Here is a 19,898-nt window from a genome sequence, read left to right as displayed (position 1 = left end):
GAACCTTTGCACGACCCCGCGAGTTAACCGCTGACTGCAACTGAGGGGCTATTGCCATGAGCATACTGATCAGTCTTTTGATCACTTTTCTCGTTATTGTGCTGGTGCTTTACCTGATCGGTATGTTGCCGATCGACGGTCGGGCAAAACAGATCGCGCGGATTGTCGTGATCATCATCGGCGTCGTGTCGCTGCTGCGCTATCTGGCAGTCTTCTGATGAAGGTCATCTATCGGGTTGTCGAGCACGACGGCGGCTGGGCCTACAAGGTCGGCGACGTGTTCTCCGAGACTTTTCCGTCGCACGACGCTGCCCTGGCGGCAGCGCGACGGGCTGCTGGCGAACAGCGGGTTGCCGGCGAAACCCGTGGCATTCAGTATGAAACCTCTGACGGAACCTGGCACGAGGAACTCGCTTCCGGCCAGGATCGCCCAGATACGGAAGTCAGGGACTGAGCATTGCGGACGGCGCACGCCGCCGTTCGCTCTCACCAAATCTTTGTGGCTTGTCTGGAGCGGGTAGCGGGAATCGAACCCGCATATTCAGCTTGGAAGGCTGCTGCTCTACCATTGAGCTATACCCGCCTGATCATGGCGTCCGATGCGCAGTGGTGGAGGGAGTTGGATTTGAACCAACGTAGGCATAGCCAACGGATTTACAGTCCGTCCCCTTTAACCACTCGGGCATCCCTCCGTTCTGCGCCGGAGCCATGCGACGTGGCACATGCGGGATCATCTTTGGTGGTCGAGACCGCCGCCGAAATCCGCGAAGCGCCTTATGGCGGCATGGCCGTTGACTGTCAACCGCGTGGCGCAGCAATTTCAGACGAATTTCCCATCGGGTGCTTGCTGCCATATCCAAGCGGTTCTTGCGCAGCTATAGAGGCCGCATGAGCAGCGACCGAAAGACCGGAACCCCCAAGGACAGCCACTATGCGCGCCTGCGCCGCGCGCATCGCGAAAGCACGCGCGAGGAAGGCGAGCGCCCCGATGATGGGCTGGTGAGGCTCTACGGGCTGCACACAGTGCGTGCGGCGCTGGACAATCCTGCCCGCAAGGCGCGGCGGCTGCTGGTGACACGCAACGCGCTTGCCCGGCTTGATCTATCCGAACCGCTCTCCCTGCCCTTTCCGGCCGAAATCGTCGAACCGCGCGAAATCGACCGGCTGACCGGACCCGACGCCGTGCATCAGGGTGCGCTTCTGGAGGCGGAACCGCTGCGTCCCAAGCCGCTTTCGGCTTTGGGCGATACGAACCTCATCCTGGTCCTCGATCAGGTTACCGATCCGCACAATGTCGGCGCGATCATGCGTTCGGCGGTAGCCTTCGGCGCCGGTGCGCTGATCACCACCGCCCGTCACAGCCCGACCGAGACTGGCGTGCTGGCCAAATCCGCATCGGGTGCGCTGGAGCACATCGATCATATCGAAGTGCGCAACCTTGCCGATGCGCTGGGCGAACTGCATGCGGCCGGGTTCCAGACGATCGGCCTCGATTCGGAAGGGCCGGCGGAGATCGAGAAGAGTTTTTCAGAGCCGAGGATCGCGCTGGTGCTGGGCGCGGAAGGCAAGGGCCTGCGGCAGAAGACGCGCGAGACCGTTTCGACGCTGGCACGTCTCGACATGCCCGGCGTCATCCGCTCGCTCAACGTTTCGAACGCAGCGGCCGTGGCCATGTACGCGGCGCGCAAACATCTAGGCGCCTGAAGCACCCTAACCCGCTTCCGCCTTCCCGGTTGCACGACCATTGAAGCCAGACATCCACCCCAGCCCTTCCTCGGTGAGGCCGCGCGGCCTGTATTCGGCGCCGACCCAGCCGCGATAGCCGATCCGGTCGAGATGATCGAACAGGAAGGGATAGTTGATCTCGCCGATGTCGGGCTCGTGGCGGCCGGGATGGCCGGCGACCTGGATGTGGCCGATGCGCGGGAGGTTTGCCTCGATCGTGCGGGCGATGTCTCCTTCCATGACCTGCATGTGATAGATGTCGTATTGAAGGAACAGGTTGTCTGAATTGACCTTGTCGATGATGTCGAGCGCCTGACGCGTGCTTGTCAGGAAAAAACCAGGCATGTCGATCCTGTCGTTGATCGGCTCGATCAGCAGGCGGATGCCAGCGTTGCCGAGCCTGTCGGTGGCATAACGCAGGTTTTCGACAAAGACCGTTTCCAGCTCCGCCGGCGCAGTATTCTTGAGGCCGATGCCGGCAAGACAGTTGACCTGCCGGCAGCCGAGCGCCTGAGCGTAGTGTGTAGCCGTATCCACGCTGCTGCGAAACTCGTCGATCCGATCCGGCAAGACGGCCAACCCGCGCTCGCCTGCTGCCCAGTCACCTACGGGCAGGTTGAACAGCGCCTGCTCCAGCCCCGCGCGTTCGAGCCGCGCGGCGATCTCGTCGGCCGGGTATTCGTAAGGCGAGACATACTCGACAGCTTCGAAGCCGGCGCGTGCAGCCGCGTCGAAACGGTCGAGGAAGTCATGTTCCTGAAACAGCATCGACAGATTGGCGGAAAATCGCGGCATGTCGGCCCCTTGCTCGAGTCGCGACGCACGATAGGACGGTGGCGCGGCGCATCCAACGGCAATCCGTCGGTGGACGCGACGCCGCTGTGCTTCTAGAAGGAAATACCGGGACCGGTTGGAGCGCCGTGACATGAAGGAAATCATCGCCCGCGCGCTTGGCTGGGGTTTCGCCGGCCTGCTCGTCGGACCGGCTGCGATCTATTCGCTCATGCTGCTGGTGCTTTACCGCGATCCGAGGTGTGCGCCCGGCGGTGCCGGCGTCTGCCAGCTCGATATCTGGATCAACCTGACCCTCGGCGCCATCTTCGGCTTCGCGCTGTTCTTCGGCGTCACCGTCATTCGCGGCATTCTGCGGGCTCGACGCGGCGACGTCTAGCCGAGCCCGCCGATCTCGGTGACGTGTCGCAGATAGAAGGCAAGCACCACAAATCCGGCGACGAAGACTATGCCGCGCCAGTCCATATCGGCCTTGCCGAGTTCCCGCGCCAGTCGCAGCAGAAGATAGGCCGCCGCGATCAGCGCAAACACCACGACGACGATCCTCAACATCCATCAACTCCGTTCCGGCGGAAGCTCCAGACTGGAATATGGGGTGCGACTGCCCGCACAAGAAGTGTTTAATCGCCAAAAATGCCGCTGTCGTATTGCTGAAATGCAACGAGACTACCGAACGGTAGTTTCAACCGCAGGTGATACCGAACTAGGTATCGGCCGGGACGGGCGGAAAAGATGTTACGCAGATATGCCAATCATGCGGGCCTCATCATCGTGCTGATGCTGGCTTGCGCTTACTTGTTGACCGCGCCGGTCTAGCAGCGCGGTCAATTCCGTGGCGGTGCCATTCAGCCCGTGAACGGCGATCGCCAGGCCGGCAATTCCATCAGGCGATCGTGCCAGCTTTCCACAACCGGAAACTCGTCGATGGGGATGCCTGCGCGGCTCGCATATGGCAGCGTGGTCGCAACTACGAAGTCGGCGACGGTAAGCTGGTCATCGAGCAGGTAGCGGCGATCCGCCAGGTGGTCGTTCAATATGCCCGCGTAGCGACGGACATAGCCCGTCGCCTCCTTCACCGCATCGGGGTCCGGTTGCCCGATTCCGAATTCGGCGCGGATGATGTTCTCGAAATAGAGCTGGCCCGCAAAGCGCGAGAAGTGGTCGGCGCTCCAGTTGAACCATTTGACGATCTCCACCTGACGCTCGTCACGCGGCCAGATGTCTGAATCCGCCTTCATCGCCAGATAGCAGATGATCGCGTTGGACTCCCAAAGGCTGCGGTCTCCATCCACCAGAGCCGGCGCCTTTCCATTGGGGTTGATGGCCAGAAACTCCGGCGCGCGCTGCTCGCCCTTCTTGAGGTCCACGCGGCGGAAGTCGACATCGAGACCGACATAGCGTGCGACAGCGCAGGTTTTGTACGAATTCATCGTCTCGGCGAAATAGAGCTTCATTTGCAATCCCTTCCTCGAATAGCGCTGCCCGCGACCATTGCGCTGCAACCGGCGGATGCATGAAAGCTCAATTCGTATCAAAAAGCAACTTTCTAATTTTAAAATAATACTAAATCTCTCGATCCGCTAAACCGGTTCCGCGAAAGCTATCTCCCCGTGACAACGGGTGCGCGGCCACATTTGCGGTGGATTCCCTCCACCGCCAAACGATCCGCCTTCCGCTCGGCCCGTCGACGCGTTAGTGGTTAGGCGCGGTGGCGGGCCGAGCGATTCGATTTTATGACAGCAACCAGAGCTCACACTCCGGCTGGCAATTTATCCTTGGGCAAGCGGATTTCTGTTGCCCGGATTTTGCTCCCTCTTTTCGGTCTTGCCCTTGCAGCCTGTTCGCAGACGGACAGCCGGCTCGATCGCTCTTCGCTGGCGAACGACGTCGAGGCGCAGCAGGCCATTATCCTGCCGGCGCCGGGTGGTCCTGCGATCGTCGGCGTGATCGAGCGGCGCTACGCGAATGCAATCCAGCAGGACATCGCCCTGGCCACCAGTTCGGCCGTGCCCGGGCAGAATCTTCTGCGCGTACAGATATTCGGTCCGGTGGGGGCCGAGGGTGGCGACACGCGATTGCCGGACACCCCGCTTTCGGAGGCAGGCATCGGCCGGGAAATGCGCCGGGCATTGCCGGGCATTGCCATGCAGCGCTCGCCTCTCTACACGCAGAACAGCTATGGGCCTTTCGGCTACGCGCTCGGTCGCAGGGGCGCGCGCGATCTTTGCCTCTATGCATGGCAGCGCATTACCGGCAGCAAAAGCGGCGCGCCGTTTGCCAATATGGGTACGGTCCAGATCAGGCTGCGTCTGTGTCAGGCCGGCGCGAGCGAGCAATCGCTGCTGGCGGTCATGTACGGCTACACTGTAAACACCTCTTTCGCCGCGACGGCGTGGAACCCCTATGGGAAGCCGCCGCCGGCAGACCCGCGTCTCGGAAACACCGGCCAGCCGATCCAGCCGAACGGGCCCTTCGGGTTCGAGGCCACTCTGGAAGCGCCTCCTGCCCCGCCGCCTCCACCGGTGCGGCGTCGGGCGCCGGCGCCGGCAAGACAGGAAATCCCCGCACCTCCGCCGGGTGCTCCAGTCGTGCCGCCACCTCCCGGCGATGCCCAGCAAAGCGCGCCGCCCATCGTGCCGCCACCACCAACCCAATAGGCGGCCCTGCAACCTGAATGCGACTGACACGTTACCAAGGATTAAGCAGAATCAGAGGTTTAGCGCGCGCGATCCTAGAAATGCCGAACAATCGCGCCTTGTTCTGCAAAGGCGGCATGTCTGCTTGGACAATGGACCTGGTGACGCGCCTGAGTAATTCGAGTTACCGAAGGCGTACGGCATGAGCAAACTCCTCCTCGGTCTGGTCTGGGCAATCGTGGCAGCCTGCGTGATCTTCATCGTCGCGTTGCCGATCAACCTTCAGACCCACCTCATCGCCGGCGCGATCGTGCTGACGATGATGATGACGCTGAAAATTCTGCGGCCCGGCGGAACATGGCGGCTGATCGCGCTCGCGCTGGGTACGGCAATCGTGCTGCGCTACGTCTACTGGCGCACGACCAGCACGATCCCACCGGTCAGCCAGCTCGAGAACTTCATACCGGGGCTACTGCTTTATCTCGCCGAAATGTACAGCGTCTTCATGCTGGCGCTCAGCCTGTTCATCGTCGCGAAGCCACTTCCCTCGCGCGCGGCGAGCCCGATAGACGATGCCGACCTCCCATTCGTCGATGTCTTCATACCCAGCTACAACGAGGAGCCGGCGCTGCTTGCCGACACCATCGCGGCGGCCAAGGCGATGGACTATCCGCAGGAGCGATTGACCGTATGGCTGCTCGACGACGGCGGAACCGTCCAGAAGCGCAACGCCGTCAACATCATCGAAGCCCAGGCGGCGGGTGAACGCCACGAGGAACTGAAGCAGCTCTGCGCGGATCTCGGCGCAAACTACCTGACCCGCGAGCGCAACGAGCATGCCAAGGCCGGCAATCTCAACAACGGGCTCGCAAATTCCACGGGACAGCTCGTGGCCGTGTTCGATGCCGACCATGCGCCGGCGCGCAGTTTCCTGCGCGAAACGGTCGGCTATTTCGCCGAGGACCCGCGCCTCTTTCTTGTGCAGACGCCGCACTTCTTCCTCAATCCCGATCCGCTGGAACGGAACCTGAAGACGTTCGATACGATGCCGTCCGAGAACGAGATGTTCTACGGCATCATCCAGCGGGGCCTCGACAAGTGGAACGCCTCGTTCTTCTGCGGCTCTGCCGCGGTGTTGCGCCGCGAGGCACTGGAGGAGACCGACGGCTTTTCGGGCATCAGCATCACGGAAGACTGTGAGACGGCGGTCGAACTCCACTCGCGCGGCTGGAACAGCGTCTATGTCGACAAGCCGCTGATTGCGGGCCTGCAGCCGGCCACCTTCGCAAGCTTCATCGGCCAGCGCAGCCGCTGGGCGCAGGGCATGATGCAGATCCTGCGCTTCCGGTTTCCCCCGCTCAAGCGCGGCCTCAGCCTGCCGCAGCGCCTTTGCTACATGTCGTCGACGCTGTTCTGGCTTTTTCCCTTCCCGCGGACCATCTTCCTGTTCGCGCCCCTGTTCTACCTGTTCTTCGACCTGCAGATCTTCACGGCCTCAGGTGGTGAGTTCCTCGCCTACACGCTCAGCTACATGGTCGTGAACCTGATGATGCAGAACTATCTCTATGGCCGGTTCCGCTGGCCGTGGATTTCCGAACTCTACGAATACATCCAGACGGTGCACCTGCTGCCCGCCGTGGTGTCGGTGATGCTCAATCCGCGCAAGCCGACCTTCAAGGTCACCGCCAAGGACGAGTCCATCACCATCAGCCGGCTGTCCGAGCTCAGCCGGCCGTTCTTCGTCATCTTTGCGGTGCTGCTGGTCGGCGTTGCGGTCAGTGCCTGGCGGATCTACGCCGAGCCATGGAAATCGGACGTGACACTGGTCGTGGGCGGCTGGAACCTGCTCAACCTGATCCTCGCGGGATGCGCGCTCGGCGTCGTCTCCGAGCGTCGCCAGCGCACCGCGACGCGGCGCGTCAAGGTCAACCGGCGGTGCGATTTCGGCCACGACGGGCTATGGCTTCCGGCGATGATCGAGGATGTTTCGGTGAACGGAGCACGCATCAAGGTCCATGGCGGCAAGGCGTCGGAACTCATCGCATTGGGGCAGGCAAACATCCGCTTCGCAACATTGTCCGGCGGCGAGCCCGCCACGCTGCCCGTCAACATCAGGAACAGCGAGAAGGAAGGCGACGGGGTCGCTGTCGGGTGCCAGTACTTGCGCTCCGCGCCCGAGCACCATCGTGCCGTCGCCGACCTGATCTTCGCCAATGCCGAGCAATGGACGGAATTCCAGCAGTCGCGGAGGCGTAATCTCGGCGTGGTCGTCGGTACGCTCTGGTTCCTGCGTCTCGCGCTGTTCCAGACCTGGCGGGGGCTCGTATATCTTTTCCGGGGCAGCGGGCGCTCCCCGGAAAAGACTCAAAACTCGATGCCCAGCGGGGCGCGGGCATGAGGCTTGTTCTCGCAACGTTGCTGACGGCGCTTGGCCTCGCCGCGGCCTCCGCGCAACCGGCCCCGTTCGACATGACGCCGGAACGCCCTGCGGTTGAGGACGCGGCACCCTTGCCGGACATGAGCGAAGACGATCCGCGCCCGGCGCCCGCGGAGGAACCCCAGAAACCGGTTCCGCAGGAGCTGCGCCGCCATCCGAAGTGCGACGGTACCTGCTGCCCGATGGCAACATCCAGCTTTTCGGAGAAAGCTCGATGCGAAGCTGGGCGGTCAACCTCACCGCGGTGCAGGCCGCGGCGCCTGCGCGGCTGCTTCTGCGCTACCGCAACGCGGTGGTCGTCGCGCCGGAAGCATCGCGGCTTCAGGTGCTTTTCAACGATGTCGTGGTCATCGACGATCGACGCAATCGGCCGCCGATTTCACGACACTCGATATCGAGATTCCCGACGATCTGCTGCAGGCCGGCCGCAACGAGATGACGGTGCGGGTTCGCCAGCGCCACCGCACCGACTGTACGATCCAGTCCACCTACGAGCTATGGACGGAAATCGAAGCCGGCGGCACGTTCATGTCGTTCGCCGATCCGGCCGCGTCGACGTATTCGAGCTTCGGCGACCTGCGCGCCCTTTCGGCCGATGCGCAGGGCCAGACGCGCATCACCATCGTCGCGCCGGCGATGGACCGAAATGACATGGGCGCCGATATCCTGCGGCTTGCACAGGCCATCGCCCTGCATTCCGTTCAGCCCAATCTCGCGTTTTCGGTCGCAGCTACCCTCGACCAGAGCCCTGACCGGCAGTCGCTTCGCGTCCTTCTGGGCTCGGCGGACGAACTTTCCGAGATGGCGGGAAGCGCGCTGCCGGCCGGCGCCACTCTCGGACCCGTGGCGGCCTTCATGGCGGCAAATGGCGACGGGTTTCCCACGCTCGTCGTCAGCGGCCGCAATCGTCAGGACTGGCAAGCGGCCATTGAACAGATGCTTCGCCCCGTCGACCGGCCGCCGGGCACACGGCGCGACGCCCTCATTACCGAACCATGGCACTTGCCCAACGCGCCTATGATCTACGACCGCCGTAGCCTTTCCTTTGGCGATCTAGGCATCCGCTCGGCGCAGTTTTCGGGACGCCGGTTCACCGCCGATTTCCAGTTTGCGATCCCGCCGGACTTCTACGCCGGCTCGTACGGCGAAGCCCGGCTGTTGCTGGATGCGGCGTTCGCCGCGACCGTGAAGCCGGGCAGCCTCATCAACGTCTACGTCAACGACAACATCGCCGCGTCGTTGCCCCTCACCTCCCGGAACGGGGCCATATATCGCCAGCTTCCGGTCAAGGTTACCATGAGGCACTTCAGGCCGGGGCTGAACCAGATAAGGCTGGAAGCTGAACTTCTGACCGAACAGGACGAGGCCTGCCTGCCCGGTGCGCCTGCAAGCGACACGCCGCGTTTTGCGATCTTCGACACGTCCCGCTTTGTCGTCCCCGATTTCGGGCGTATCGCGCAGTGGCCAAATCTGGGGGCGATCGGAGGGACCGGTTACCCCTATGGTCTCGGAAGCACTCCCGTCGCCCTCGTAATCGAACGCGACGATCCGGCCAGCCTCTCTGCCGCTGCCAATGTTCTGGCCCGCGTGGCGATCGTGTCCGGGCGGCCCGTTGCCTTCACGCTGACGACTTCGGCTGATGCCGCCCGTGAGCAGGACGCCATCTTCGTGGGTGCGATAAATGGTATTCCGGCCGGCGTTCTTGCCCAGGTCGGTGTAACGGAGGAAAGCCGAACCGCATGGATGCCGGCGGCCGGCCGGTCCAACGCCAGCGGCGAGACCCGCGTCGACATCGACGACTGGAGCCAGCAGGTTCAGGGCAGCCGGTTCATGGCCTGGATCAGGGATGTCGAGACCTGGTTTTCCGAAACCTTCGGCATCACTCCGGAGATGTTGCGTTTCGCGCCGAGAAGCGAGGCGGCCTTCGTGCCCCGGCAGGACGACGCGTTCCTTACCGTCCAGGGTGCCAACCCTGGAAACAGCGGGGTGTGGACGGTCTTTACCGCTCCGGACGGCGGCACATTGGCCAGGGGAAGTGCAGTCCTTTCCAAGCACGGGATGTGGGAAAAACTGGCTGGCCGCATCGCGACCTTGAAGACGGATATGGAAACGGTTGCCATCGAGCCCGCAGCCTCGACGTCCTTCAAACAGACACTGGCGCCCTCATTCACGAACTATCGGCTGATCGCTGCGAACTGGCTGTCGGCAAACATATTATCGTATTCCCTCCTGCTCGTGCTTGCGTGCATTCTGCTTGGAATTGCGACCTCCGCCCTTCTATCGCGGCTCGGGAGACGGCGATGATCCGGCAAATCCTCCAAGTGCTTTTGCTGTTGGGAGCTCTGCCCGCCATGGCACATGCACAAGAGACGAACGGGACCATCCAGGAATCGGAATGGGTGGCTTACAAGGAGCGTTTCGTCGCCGAGAACGGGCGCGTCATCGACGACGCCAACGGCCGCATTTCGCATAGCGAGGGCCAGGGATACGGGCTGCTTCTGGCGTTGCTGGCCAACGACCGGGCTGACTTTGCACGGATATGGACGTTCACGAATACAAGGCTGCTGCTGCGCGACGACGGGCTTGCCGTGTGGAAATGGGACCCCGATGCCGAGCCGCATGTAAGCGACCCCAACAATGCGTCCGACGGCGACCTGCTGATCGCATATGCACTGGCGCGAGCGGGCACCCAATGGAACGATGCCCGCTTCACCGACGCGGCGAGACAGATTGCGACGGCGCTTGCCGACGAAGCTGTCTTCGAGCAAAACGACCGCCTCATGTTGCGCCCCGGCGTCGTTGGGTTCGGAGCCGATGATCGGCCGGATGGGCCGGTCGTCAATCTCTCCTACTGGGTCTTCGAGGCCTTTCCAGTGCTGGCGGAACTGGTGCCAGCCGTCGACTGGGAAGCCCTCGGACGCGGCGGGCTCGATCTCGCCAGGGAAGCCGGGTTCGGCGCGCGCAAACTGCCATCGGACTGGATTTCCATCGCAGACGAGGCGCAACCTGCCGAGGGATTCCCCGCCGAATTCAGCTATAATGCAGTGCGAATCCCGCTGTACCTGATGCGCGCAGGACTGGACGACACGGCGCTGCTGAGACGTTTTCGGGAGGGAATCGCCGGTGCCAACGGGGGCCTCGCGCTCGTTGATGTGAGAAGTGGTGAAGTTAAGGAAGAGTTGATGGACGTGGGCTACCGGATCATCCCCGCCCTTGCCGACTGTGTGCTCGACGGCACGCCCCTGCCCGCCGAGCTGAAGCAGTTCGCGCCGACTGCTTACTACCCCTCGACATTGCATCTGCTCGGGCTGTCCTATGCGAGAGAGGAACAGCAGCAATGCCTGTAGCCGCTCGCGTACTTGGCAGGGCATGCCTCGCAGGCTTCATCGCTGCCGTGGTTGGCGGGGCGGCGATCGCGCATGCGCAGCACCATTGGCCAATCAACGATGACCACATTTCCGGCGAAACCACAGACACGGTGGCTGCGCCCTTCCCCGTGCAGGACGTTCCCACCGCCGCCGAACAGATGCCGCCGGCACTGGTTCAGGCTCAGGCCAGTGGGGCCGCCCCAGCGCCTGACGCCCCGCAGAAGGTGGACGAGTCCGCGTTGCGCTATTTCGCCCGCCAGGGCGACACGAAGCGGCTCGAGATCGAAATCGCACGCCTACGGGCTCTCTATCCGCAATGGACGCCACCGGCCGACCCGCTTGCAGTGCCTGTCAACGTCGACGAAAAGCTGGAAGCGATGTGGCAGCTTTATTCGGAAGGCCGCCTCGCGGCCGCTCGAGAGGCCATCGCCGACCGCCGCAGCGAGGAGCCGGACTGGCAGCCGCCGCAGGATCTTCTCGATCGGCTTGCGCTGGCGGAGGCGCGCGAAAGGCTCGTCAACGCTTCGGAGATCGATCAATACGCAACAGTGATCCGCATGGGCTCGGAGAACCCGCAGCTTCTGACCTGCGGAGAAGTCGACGTGCTATGGCGCGTCGCCGAAGCCTTTGCCCAGACAGATCGCCAAACGCGCGCCCGCGACGCCTATCGCTATATTCTGGACAACTGCGACAACCAGCAGGAACGCCTGGCTACAATCCAGAACGCAAGCCGCCAACTCACGCCCCCTGCTCGACGAATTGCTGGCGCTCGAACGCACGGCCGATGGTGGCGTCGGCGAATTCGAGCCGGTCCGCGACGACCTTGCCCGCGACGCGGTAGCGCGCGGTGGCGACGATGCAACCGCGACCGTTCCGGCAGAGCAACTGGCGCGGGTCGAGCAGCTTGCCAGGCAGGGCAATGCGGCATCCGATGCGCGGCTCCTCGGGTGGTACTACCTGGTGCGCGATAACCATGCCGAGGCGGAGACATGGTTCCGGATGGCGCGCGAACGCGAGGATTCGGCGGAAGCCTCGCAGGGACTGGCGCTTGCGCTGATGGCGCGCGGCCAGCACGAGGAAGCCGAAGCGATCACCTATCGCTGGCGCGACGAAAGCGACGAGATCCGCGCGGTCTATCTTGCCGCCGCAGCGAACCTCCTTGGCACGGACCCGCGCCCGACGCTGTCGGAAGACGTGCTAGGCCGCATCGTTGCGGAGGTTGTTGCCGCGCGCGACGTGCCAGGCGCGCGACAGCTCGGATGGTATGCCCGCGCGTGGGAGCAGCACCAGACAGCCGGGCAGTGGTTTTCCACGGCGTTGCGCTGGGACCCGGACGACGAACCCTCCGCCTATGGGCTTGCGCTGACCCGCCATCTCCTCGGCGACACCGCCGGACTTGCTGAAATAAAGCGCATATGGGCGGGACGCTCCGACCGCATCCGTGACGTCGGAGACCGCAGGGTCGAGCCCGCGCCGACGGCACCCACCCTGCCCCGTGCGCCGACAGCGACACCGCGAAGAAGCGAGAGCGGGTCTCAGCCGTCGGAGGCTGCGGCTGCGCCACAAGCGGCGGCACAGCCGCGCACGGCGGCGCCACCGCGGCGCTCCTGCACAAGCCACGCCGATCCGCGTCACCTTTCGGCGGAAGCCGCGCTCCAGCGTGGCTGGTGCCTGATGGACGCAAACCGGCCGATGGAGGCCGTGGACGCTTTCGCGGTGGCACTCGGGGGAGCTCGGAAAAGACGCGCCGCGATGCCGCCTGGGGACAGAGCCTTGCCTATCTGCGGGTGGAACTGGTCGACGAAGCAGCGGTTGCGGCCACGGCGCAGCCACAGGATGCGCGCCGCGCCAACGAGCTGCAAAGATCCATCCTCGCCCAGCGCGCCGCCGGCGCATTCGAACGCGGCCGCTATGTCGAGACGCTGCTGGCGCTGGACGAGCGCGCCCGCATCGCACCTGAGCGCCTCGACCTCATGGTGCTGCGCGGCTACGCCTACCTCAATCTACGACGGATCAATGACGCGCAACGCGTCTTCGAAGCTCTGGCCGCGACCGGCTCGCGCGAAGGCGTGAAAGGGCTTGCCGAGGTGCGCGACGCGCTGACGCCATCGCGATAGCGCGCTCCCCCCACAAACGCCCTACCGACTCACCAGTCTTCCGGAAGATCGAGCAAATCGCTTCGTCTGCTTCAAACAGGATTTGGACCAACAGTTCCTATGCTTTGAAGACATCAAAGATCTTCTGATTGACATACTCGAAAACAATTCCGATACCCGAACTGGCGTCTTCTACTCATGGTAGCAGCGGGCACGGATCGCTAGGCAAAAAGGGCGCGATCATTTGTCTCCTGCGGGTGGACATTTGAAGGGGGTTGAAATGAAGGGGAATACGGTTGCTTGGCGAAGGCGGCTGCTGGGGGCGATTGCGTCCGGCCTGCTGCTCGCATGCGGAGTAACGGCAACGGGATCGCTCGCTGCCGACGCGGCGCCTGCTGCGGTTCTTCAGAAAGTGCAGGAGCATGAGGCGCTGTGGGCGAGACTGACCGCCGATCGTGAGGCGCGAGCGCCGGTGATCGTGCGCTTTGCGATGCCCGCATTGCCGGATGTCGCGAGCTTTGCCAGCCCGCGGCGGCCGACGAAGCGCAGACCAAGGCAATCCACGCCGTTCAGGACAAGATACTGGGTGCAGTCTTGCCTTCGGACAAGCTTTCCTCCGCTCAGGCAACCGATGCGCTCAATCTCAAGCGCATGGATTTCTCGCCGATGTTCGGCATTCTTGCCAACGCCGAAGACCTCGCCAGATTTGCTGCCGATCCGAACGTCATCATGATCCAGGCAGACGGGGTCGACGCGCCACATCTGGTGGAATCGCTTCCGTTGATCGAGATGCCCGCGATGTATGCGGCCGGAGCTTCGGGCGACGGTTTCCACGTCGCGATCATCGATACGGGTGGGCTGTCCTCCCACACCTTCCTGTCTTCCCGGATCGTTTCGGAAGCCTGCTACAATTCAAGCGTTCCCGAGGATGGTTCGGTGAACGCCTGTCCGGGCGGTCAGGACACGACGGAGCCGGGATCGGGCGACGACTGCACGGTTTCCATCCTCTACGGTTGCGGCCACGGCACGCACGTCTCGGGCATTGCCGCAGGCTTCAATGCGGCGTTCCAACCACAGCCCCCTACCAACGGGGTCGCCCGCGACGCGCGGATCATCTCGATCAACGTCTTTTCCGAGTTTCCAGAGGAGCGATGCGATAATCTGCCGTCCGGTTTCCTGAGCTGCATCCTCTCCTACACGAGTGACCAGATCAAAGGCCTGGAGCGGGTCTACGCCCTGCGCAACACCTACGATATCGCCGCAGTGAACATGAGCCTGGGCGGCGGGCAGCATGACAGCTATTGCGAAAACGATTCACGCAAGCCGATCATTGACCAGCTCAAGGCGGCCAACATCGCGACAGTCGTTTCGGCGGGCAATGAGGCCTACAGTTCGTCGGTCAGTGCTCCGGCGTGCATTTCCTCGGCGATCAGTGTGGCTTCGTCCACGAAAAGCGATGCGCGTTCGTGGTTCTCCAACTGGGGACCGCTCATCGATCTCGTGGCGCCGGGAACGTCTATATATTCGTCATACGTCGACCAGAATCGCCACGGCCACTTCGCCTATCTGTCCGGCACGTCGATGGCCGCACCGCACGTGACAGGCGCCTGGGCGACGCTCCGCTCCGCCTTTCCCAATGCAACCGTGAACCAAATTCTCGCCGCGTTGCAAAGCACGGGTGCGAACATCACCGACGGGAAGCTCGCGAAGAAGCGCATCAACGTCAACCGCGCCCGGCTCGTCCTGGCCAGCAACCCGGATCCGGATCCGGATCCGACCGGTCCGGCCAATGATAACTTCGCCAACCGGATCGCCGTGGCTGTGTCGGTTGCTGGATCCACTCGCACTGTGACGGGCTCGAACGTGGGCGCGACGGCGGAGGCCGGAGAGCCGCTCCATGCAAGAAGTCCGAGTGCGCGGACCAGTGTCTGGTGGCGCTACACGCCATACAGTTCAGGTCCGATCACCATCACGACGGCCGGCAGCAGCTTCGATACCGTTCTCGCGATCTATACGGGCTCTTCGGTCGACGCCTTGAGTTCAGTGACTTCGAACGACGATGCCGGTGGCGGCACCCTTCGGTCGGAAGTGACGTTCATCGGGGCGGCCGGCACCGAGTACCAGATCGCGGTTGCGGGTTATGACAACGCTACCGGCAACGTACGCCTCAACGTCACGGGTGGCGCTGCGTCTACGGATCGTCCTCCGCACGATGATTTCGAGGTGCGCCGGAACGTTTATCCGCCGTCACGTGTCGGCTCCAGGCGGACGGTTACGTCAACCAACCACTATGCGACGGCCCAGCGTTTCGAGCCTTACCACGCCGGCTGGAGAAACGCCCGCAACAGCGTGTGGTACCGCTTTACGCCGCAGAGCACCGGCCGTGTGGTCATCGACACCAGGGGCAGTGATTTCGACACCATCCTCGCAGTCTATGTCCGTGGCTCCCTGCGTCACCTGACCGAGATCGCCTCCAACAAGGACTATCGGGGCTTCGGCCGCCAGTCGCGGGTTCACTTCCGTGCGATCGCTGGCCGCCAGTACCAGATCGCGATCGCCGGCTACGGCAACCGCAGCGGCAACATCCGCCTGAACATCGTGGGCGGCGAGCCGGGTCGCGGCACCTATGCGGTCGGCGCAAACTCTGTTGAGGCAACACCGGTCGAGCCGATAGCCTCTGCCGCAAGCGTCACCACCTACGCATCGGACACGCCGTCCCCGGCGCGCCTGGCAGCAGCACCTGTAGCGCTGCAGCAGGCTACGTCGGCCGGCGCTTCGGCGACCAAGTCCGGCGATACAGGCGATGTCACGGTTGCGGCCGGTTCGCAGCAGGTGTCTCAGCCTGCCGCAGCACTGGTCGGCAGCAACCGCGTCGAGCTCGTCTCCGCCGTGGTGACACCGAGCAACGATGGCGTGCTGCGGGTCCCCGCAGGCGGCGGCAGCTTCACCACTGTCGCGGTGAACAATGCCGGCGCGGATGCGACACTGACGGCCGAGCTGTCGCTATCGCCGGTTGCCGGTGCGGCTTCGGCACTGCCTGCGGGCATGTCGATCTGCCGGACCGACCCGGCGACCAGCACCTGCATCGGCGCGCGGGCAAGCTCGGTCAGCTTCGAGGCCGCCTCGAACATGCCAGTCACCTTCGCGGCGTTCGTGGACCATCAGGGCAGCGAGATCGCCTATGATCCCGCCACCCGGCTCTACGTGCACTTCCGCCAGGGCTCGACGGTTGTTGGCACCGCCAGCGTATCGGTCTGCACCATCGGCAAGGAAGGCTGCGAAGCCGGTCCGCGCCAATCGGCCAGCCTGGCAGACATCGCCCAGTAAGGTCACTCCACTTTACACGGAGCTCAAACAAGATCGGCCGCCGCGACATCGAACGTCGCGGCGGCCGATCGCATGATAAGGCAGCAGCGCTGGCGGGTATTGGAGGCCGGAGAGTGGGGAACAAACGCCGCCACCAGATTGACCCTGAAAGTCAGCTTGTCGCGGATCGGAAAAGATGGTGCCCCCGGACGGACTCGAACCGCCGACCCCTGATTACAAATCAGGTGCTCTACCAACTGAGCTACAAGGGCATTGCGTAGCGGGGTAGCATAAATTGCCAAGCAGTAAAGTGGAATGTGCGCGAGGCACGGAATATGCCGCTGCGTCCGTGCCGCTTTCTTCGGTGCCTGCGCCGTGCTACGCCTCCCGCACCCGCCTCCATCGCAGGCTCTTATCCGCCGGAAATCCATGCCCGACGAAAACATCGCCCTCACCTTCATCGCCGCAGAAAGCGACGACGCGCGCGAAGCGGCCGCGCGGCTTGCAGCGCTCTATGGCCAGAGCCGGGTTGAGGATGCAGACGTCGTCGTGGCGCTGGGCGGCGACGGTTTCATGCTGCAGGCGATCCAGGACAACATGGATTCCGGTCGCTCGATCTACGGCATGAACCGCGGCACGATCGGCTTCCTGATGAACGAATATTCGGAAGTCGACCTGCTCGCACGCATCGCCGCAGCCACGCCCGAGACGATCCGGCCGCTTGTGATGGACGTCGAGACCGCCGACGGTGCACCACGGACGAGCCGCGCCATCAACGAGGTCTCGCTGTTCCGGCAATCGGCGCAGGCCGCAAAGATACGCATCACGGTCGATGGCAAGGTGCGGCTCGACGAACTGATCTGCGACGGCGTGATGGTTGCCACGCCTGCGGGCTCCACCGCTTACAACCTCTCGGCGCACGGGCCGATCCTGCCGCTCGACGCGCCTTTGCTCGCGCTCACGCCGGTCAGCCCGTTTCGCCCGCGCAGATGGCGTGGGGCGCTGCTGCCGAACCATGCGAATGTGCGCTTCGACATTCTGGAAGCCGACAAGCGCCCGGTGAACGCCGTCGCCGACCATGTCGAGGTCAAATCTGTGACCTCAGTCAGCGTACGCGAGTCGCGCCGCTCCACGGTCACGCTTCTCTTCGACGAGAGCCATTCCTGGGACGAGCGCATCCTCACGGAGCAGTTTCGGTATTGAAATCTGCCCAACACTTAATCATATCTCGCCAAAAGCCGCCATTCCCGGGCCTTTTCCGGCTGCCGCCGTTGACATTGCGGCAATCGCGCCTTAACGCCACCGACAGGTATCCGAGCGCCGTGCGCCGGATTTGATGGACGCATTGTGCGGCGGCGTCCCAAACTCGCGAACCAGCAAAGACAGCCATAACGTGTCATCAGACAACCAGACCGACATTCAAGCCGAAACCACAGTCGAGGCTCCTGAGGTCACTTTTGCCGATCTCGGCCTCTCCCAGAAGGTTCTGTCCGCCGTCCACGACGCCGGATATGTGAACCCGACACCGATCCAGGCCGGTGCGATCCCGCATGCGCTCCAGGGCAAGGATGTGCTCGGCATCGCTCAGACTGGCACCGGCAAGACGGCCGCTTTCGTCCTGCCGATGATCACCCGGCTCGAAAAGGGCCGCGCCCGTGCCCGCATGCCGCGCACGCTGATCCTCGAGCCGACCCGCGAGCTTGCGGCCCAGGTCGAGGAAAACTTCGTCAAATACGGCAAGAACCACCGGCTCAACATCGCGCTGCTGATCGGCGGCGTGTCCTTCGACGAGCAGGAAAAGAAGCTGGAGCGCGGCGCTGACGTGCTGATCGCGACGCCCGGTCGCCTGCTCGACCATTTCGAACGCGGCAAGCTGCTGCTGACCGGTGTCGACATCCTCGTCATCGACGAGGCGGACCGGATGCTCGACATGGGCTTCATTCCCGACATCGAGCGGATCGCGAAGCTTATACCGTTCACTCGGCAGACGCTTTTCTTCTCGGCGACGATGCCGCCCGAGATCACCAAGCTGACCGAGCAGTTCCTGCAGGCGCCGGTGCGCATCGAGGTCTCGAAGGCCGCTTCCACCGGGGTCAACATCGTCCAGCGGCTCGTGAAGTCGAAGTCGAAGGGCTGGGACAAGCGCGAAACCCTGCGCAAGCTGATCCGCGCCGAGGAAGATGAACTCAAGAACGCGATCATCTTCTGCAATCGCAAGGTCGACGTTTCCGAGCTCTTCCGCTCGCTGGTGAAGCATGATTTCGATGCCGGCGCACTGCACGGCGACATGGACCACGCGCGCGCATGGCCATGCTGGCGGCATTCCGCGAAGGCAAGCTGAAGCTGCTGGTGGCTTCGGACGTCGCCGCGCGCGGTCTCGATATCCCCGATGTCAGCCACGTCTTCAATTTCGATGTGCCTATCCATGCCGAGGACTATGTCCACCGCATCGGCCGCACCGGCCGCGCGGGCCGTTCGGGCAAGTCCTTCACGATCGTGACACGCTCCGATGGCAAGTATCTCGATGCGATCCAGAAACTGATCGGCAAGGATATCGAGTGGATGGACGGAGATCTATCGACCGTTGCGCAGGACGACGCAGAAGATGAAGCGCCGCGCCGCAACCGCGGCAAGGGCCGCGAGCGCGGCAGGGCCTCATCCGGCGAGCGCAAGCCGCGCGGCGAAAAGCGCGCCCGCCGTGACGAAGCAGAAGAAGCCGTGGCCGAACCCGTCCAAGTGACCGAGGAAGCGCCTGCCGAAGACAAGCAGGCGCGCCGCGATGCGATCAAGGCGGACAATGCCGAGCGCAAGGCGAAGCCCGAACAGCCGCGCCAGCGCGAGGACGACAATCGGCGCGAGCGCGGCGGCCGCAACAACAACTGGCGGCGCGAAGACGACGAGCCCTCGCCGATCGGCTTCGGCGACGATATGCCGGCGTTCATGAAGATCCCCGCACGGGTCTGATTTCAACGGCTGGCAATGGGCTCAACGTCCCTGAATGGATCCTCGGGTCGAGCCCGAGGATGACGAAGGCAGGAAAGTGCAAGCCCACCGCCGATGCGGTAATGTGCAGTTGCCTTGCACTCGTCACCCGCGACTAAGGCCCGGAATTGGCCCTACGCCTGTCCATGACGCCATAGCCGACAGGCGAACGCCTCAGAGCGCGGCTTACTTATTCCCGCTCTTGCGCGAACGCAGCGCCGCCTCGTAGGCTTTGCGCGTCCAATGCGTCATCTCTTCGGGATCGTCGAGCGCGCTGTCGGGAATCGACCAGTACGGCATGGCGACCGGCCCTTTCCTGATATGGCCCTCATAGACCCATTGGGATGACCCGGCCGCCGCAAAGTCCGGCGCGCTCACCGCATCCGCCTTGAGCAGGATGTCGCCGCCCACCTCGAGCGCGACGATCTGGCCCTCATGATAAATGCCCTTGCCGCCGAACATGCGCCGGATCGTCACCCGGCCGAGCCCCGAAAAGAGGTCGGCGATCGCGTCGTTGTCCATGCCCGGGTCCACACGTCGAGAGAAACAAAAATCT

General features: G+C 63.5%; 16 protein-coding genes, 3 tRNA genes and 1 pseudogene. 13 read left to right on the top strand and 7 right to left on the bottom strand.

Features of this window, described 5'->3' with window-relative positions:
• Nucleotides 1–56 precede the first annotated feature (56 nt).
• Entirely contained in the window at nt 57–218 is a 162-nt protein-coding gene (locus HK436_RS14775) for a Thivi_2564 family membrane protein (protein ID WP_173190944.1), read from the top strand.
• Nucleotides 218–454, top strand: a complete 237-nt coding sequence (locus HK436_RS14770) for a DUF2188 domain-containing protein (protein WP_376769165.1) — start codon at nt 218–220, stop codon at nt 452–454. The genes HK436_RS14775 and HK436_RS14770 overlap by 1 nt, the downstream gene beginning before the upstream one ends.
• A 55-nt stretch (nt 455–509) precedes the next feature.
• On the opposite strand, the gene HK436_RS14765 is transcribed toward HK436_RS14770, so the two are convergent.
• Both HK436_RS14765 and HK436_RS14760 read right to left on the bottom strand, forming a co-directional pair.
• Nucleotides 510–583 (bottom strand) — tRNA-Gly (locus HK436_RS14765).
• Nucleotides 584–607: 24 nt separating this feature from the next.
• Nucleotides 608–692: transfer RNA gene (locus HK436_RS14760), tRNA-Tyr, on the bottom strand.
• A gap of 196 nt (nt 693–888) precedes the next feature.
• Between HK436_RS14760 and HK436_RS14755 the strand changes: the two genes are divergently transcribed.
• Nucleotides 889–1,704, top strand: coding sequence for a TrmH family RNA methyltransferase (locus HK436_RS14755; RefSeq protein WP_173190942.1), 816 nt, complete (start codon nt 889–891; stop codon nt 1,702–1,704).
• 6 nt (nt 1,705–1,710) lie between these two features.
• Here HK436_RS14755 and otnI read toward each other — a convergent pair whose 3' ends face one another.
• A complete protein-coding gene (otnI, locus tag HK436_RS14750; protein WP_173190940.1) occupies nt 1,711–2,520 on the bottom strand; it encodes a 2-oxo-tetronate isomerase in 810 nt (269 codons plus the stop codon).
• Between the two features lie 130 nt (nt 2,521–2,650).
• Here otnI and HK436_RS14745 point away from each other — a divergent pair, with 130 nt between their 5' ends.
• On the top strand, nt 2,651–2,896 hold the full coding sequence (locus tag HK436_RS14745) for a hypothetical protein (RefSeq protein WP_173190932.1): 246 nt from the start codon (nt 2,651–2,653) through the stop codon (nt 2,894–2,896).
• On the opposite strand, the gene HK436_RS14740 is transcribed toward HK436_RS14745, so the two are convergent.
• Together HK436_RS14740 and HK436_RS14735 are read right to left on the bottom strand one after the other, a co-directional pair.
• Entirely contained in the window at nt 2,893–3,069 is a 177-nt protein-coding gene (locus HK436_RS14740; protein ID WP_173190930.1) for a hypothetical protein, read from the bottom strand. The two genes, HK436_RS14745 and HK436_RS14740, sit on opposite strands and share 4 nt — an antisense overlap.
• A gap of 293 nt (nt 3,070–3,362) precedes the next feature.
• Nucleotides 3,363–3,971 (bottom strand): glutathione S-transferase family protein, encoded by a 609-nt coding sequence (locus HK436_RS14735; protein ID WP_173190928.1) that lies wholly within the window; start codon nt 3,969–3,971, stop codon nt 3,363–3,365.
• 351 nt (nt 3,972–4,322) lie between these two features.
• Between HK436_RS14735 and bcsN the strand changes: the two genes are divergently transcribed.
• The 7 genes from bcsN (at nt 4,323) to HK436_RS14700 (ending at nt 16,381) form a co-directional block, all read left to right on the top strand.
• Entirely contained in the window at nt 4,323–5,174 is an 852-nt protein-coding gene (gene bcsN, locus HK436_RS14730; RefSeq protein WP_173190926.1) for a cellulose biosynthesis protein BcsN, read from the top strand.
• Nucleotides 5,175–5,355: 181 nt separating this feature from the next.
• On the top strand, nt 5,356–7,551 hold the full coding sequence (bcsA, locus tag HK436_RS14725) for a UDP-forming cellulose synthase catalytic subunit (protein ID WP_173190924.1): 2,196 nt from the start codon (nt 5,356–5,358) through the stop codon (nt 7,549–7,551).
• A gap of 199 nt (nt 7,552–7,750) precedes the next feature.
• The gene (locus HK436_RS32430; RefSeq protein WP_173190922.1) at nt 7,751–8,029 is read left to right on the top strand and encodes a cellulose biosynthesis cyclic di-GMP-binding regulatory protein BcsB; all 279 of its coding nucleotides are present in this window, start codon (nt 7,751–7,753) and stop codon (nt 8,027–8,029) included.
• The gene (locus tag HK436_RS14715; protein WP_173190921.1) at nt 8,026–9,894 is read left to right on the top strand and encodes a cellulose biosynthesis cyclic di-GMP-binding regulatory protein BcsB; all 1,869 of its coding nucleotides are present in this window, start codon (nt 8,026–8,028) and stop codon (nt 9,892–9,894) included. The genes HK436_RS32430 and HK436_RS14715 overlap by 4 nt, the downstream gene beginning before the upstream one ends.
• Nucleotides 9,895–9,941: 47 nt before the next feature.
• Nucleotides 9,942–10,937, top strand: coding sequence for a family 8 glycosyl hydrolase (locus HK436_RS14710; RefSeq protein WP_244648981.1), 996 nt, complete (start codon nt 9,942–9,944; stop codon nt 10,935–10,937).
• Nucleotides 10,938–11,717: 780 nt separating this feature from the next.
• Nucleotides 11,718–13,031 carry a tetratricopeptide repeat protein gene (locus HK436_RS31455; protein WP_244648979.1) on the top strand — a complete coding sequence of 438 codons (1,314 nt, stop codon included), beginning with the start codon at nt 11,718–11,720 and terminating at the stop codon, nt 13,029–13,031.
• Between the two features lie 617 nt (nt 13,032–13,648).
• Nucleotides 13,649–16,381, top strand: a complete 2,733-nt coding sequence (locus HK436_RS14700; RefSeq protein WP_173190911.1) for a S8 family serine peptidase — start codon at nt 13,649–13,651, stop codon at nt 16,379–16,381.
• Nucleotides 16,382–16,557: 176 nt separating this feature from the next.
• On the opposite strand, the gene HK436_RS14695 is transcribed toward HK436_RS14700, so the two are convergent.
• A tRNA-Thr gene (locus HK436_RS14695) sits at nt 16,558–16,632 on the bottom strand.
• A 157-nt stretch (nt 16,633–16,789) separates the two neighbouring features.
• On the opposite strand from HK436_RS14695, the gene HK436_RS14690 reads away from it, so the two are divergent.
• Together HK436_RS14690 and HK436_RS14685 are read left to right on the top strand one after the other, a co-directional pair.
• Entirely contained in the window at nt 16,790–17,563 is a 774-nt protein-coding gene (locus HK436_RS14690) for an NAD kinase (protein ID WP_173190910.1), read from the top strand.
• A 214-nt stretch (nt 17,564–17,777) separates the two neighbouring features.
• A pseudogene (locus HK436_RS14685) lies at nt 17,778–19,324 on the top strand (DEAD/DEAH box helicase).
• Between the two features lie 204 nt (nt 19,325–19,528).
• Here the strand turns inward: HK436_RS14685 and HK436_RS14680 are convergent.
• On the bottom strand, nt 19,529–19,864 hold the full coding sequence (locus HK436_RS14680; protein WP_173190908.1) for a TfoX/Sxy family protein: 336 nt from the start codon (nt 19,862–19,864) through the stop codon (nt 19,529–19,531).
• Nucleotides 19,865–19,898 lie beyond the last annotated feature (34 nt).

The sequence above is a fragment of the Neoaquamicrobium sediminum genome, from assembly GCF_013240295.1.
Taxonomy (GTDB): domain Bacteria; phylum Pseudomonadota; class Alphaproteobacteria; order Rhizobiales; family Rhizobiaceae; genus Aerobium; species Aerobium sediminum.
The sequence above is the reverse complement of the archived record's forward strand: the minus strand, read 5'-3'. Positions and strand labels throughout refer to the sequence as shown.

Excerpts from the sequence above, each read along its gene's own strand:
- HK436_RS14775 (WP_173190944.1), top strand. The coding sequence starts at position 57 with ATGAGCATACTGATCAGTCTTTTGATCACTTTTCTCGTTATTGTGCTG.
- HK436_RS14770 (WP_376769165.1), top strand. The coding sequence starts at position 218 with ATGAAGGTCATCTATCGGGTTGTCGAGCACGACGGCGGCTGGGCCTAC.
- HK436_RS14755 (WP_173190942.1), top strand. The coding sequence starts at position 889 with ATGAGCAGCGACCGAAAGACCGGAACCCCCAAGGACAGCCACTATGCG.
- otnI (WP_173190940.1), bottom strand. The coding sequence starts at position 2,520 with ATGCCGCGATTTTCCGCCAATCTGTCGATGCTGTTTCAGGAACATGAC.
- HK436_RS14745 (WP_173190932.1), top strand. The coding sequence starts at position 2,651 with ATGAAGGAAATCATCGCCCGCGCGCTTGGCTGGGGTTTCGCCGGCCTG.
- HK436_RS14740 (WP_173190930.1), bottom strand. The coding sequence starts at position 3,069 with ATGTTGAGGATCGTCGTCGTGGTGTTTGCGCTGATCGCGGCGGCCTAT.
- HK436_RS14735 (WP_173190928.1), bottom strand. The coding sequence starts at position 3,971 with ATGAAGCTCTATTTCGCCGAGACGATGAATTCGTACAAAACCTGCGCT.
- bcsA (WP_173190924.1), top strand. The coding sequence starts at position 5,356 with ATGAGCAAACTCCTCCTCGGTCTGGTCTGGGCAATCGTGGCAGCCTGC.
- HK436_RS14715 (WP_173190921.1), top strand. The coding sequence starts at position 8,026 with ATGACGGTGCGGGTTCGCCAGCGCCACCGCACCGACTGTACGATCCAG.
- HK436_RS14710 (WP_244648981.1), top strand. The coding sequence starts at position 9,942 with ATGGCACATGCACAAGAGACGAACGGGACCATCCAGGAATCGGAATGG.
- HK436_RS14690 (WP_173190910.1), top strand. The coding sequence starts at position 16,790 with ATGCCCGACGAAAACATCGCCCTCACCTTCATCGCCGCAGAAAGCGAC.
- HK436_RS14680 (WP_173190908.1), bottom strand. The coding sequence starts at position 19,864 with ATGGACAACGACGCGATCGCCGACCTCTTTTCGGGGCTCGGCCGGGTG.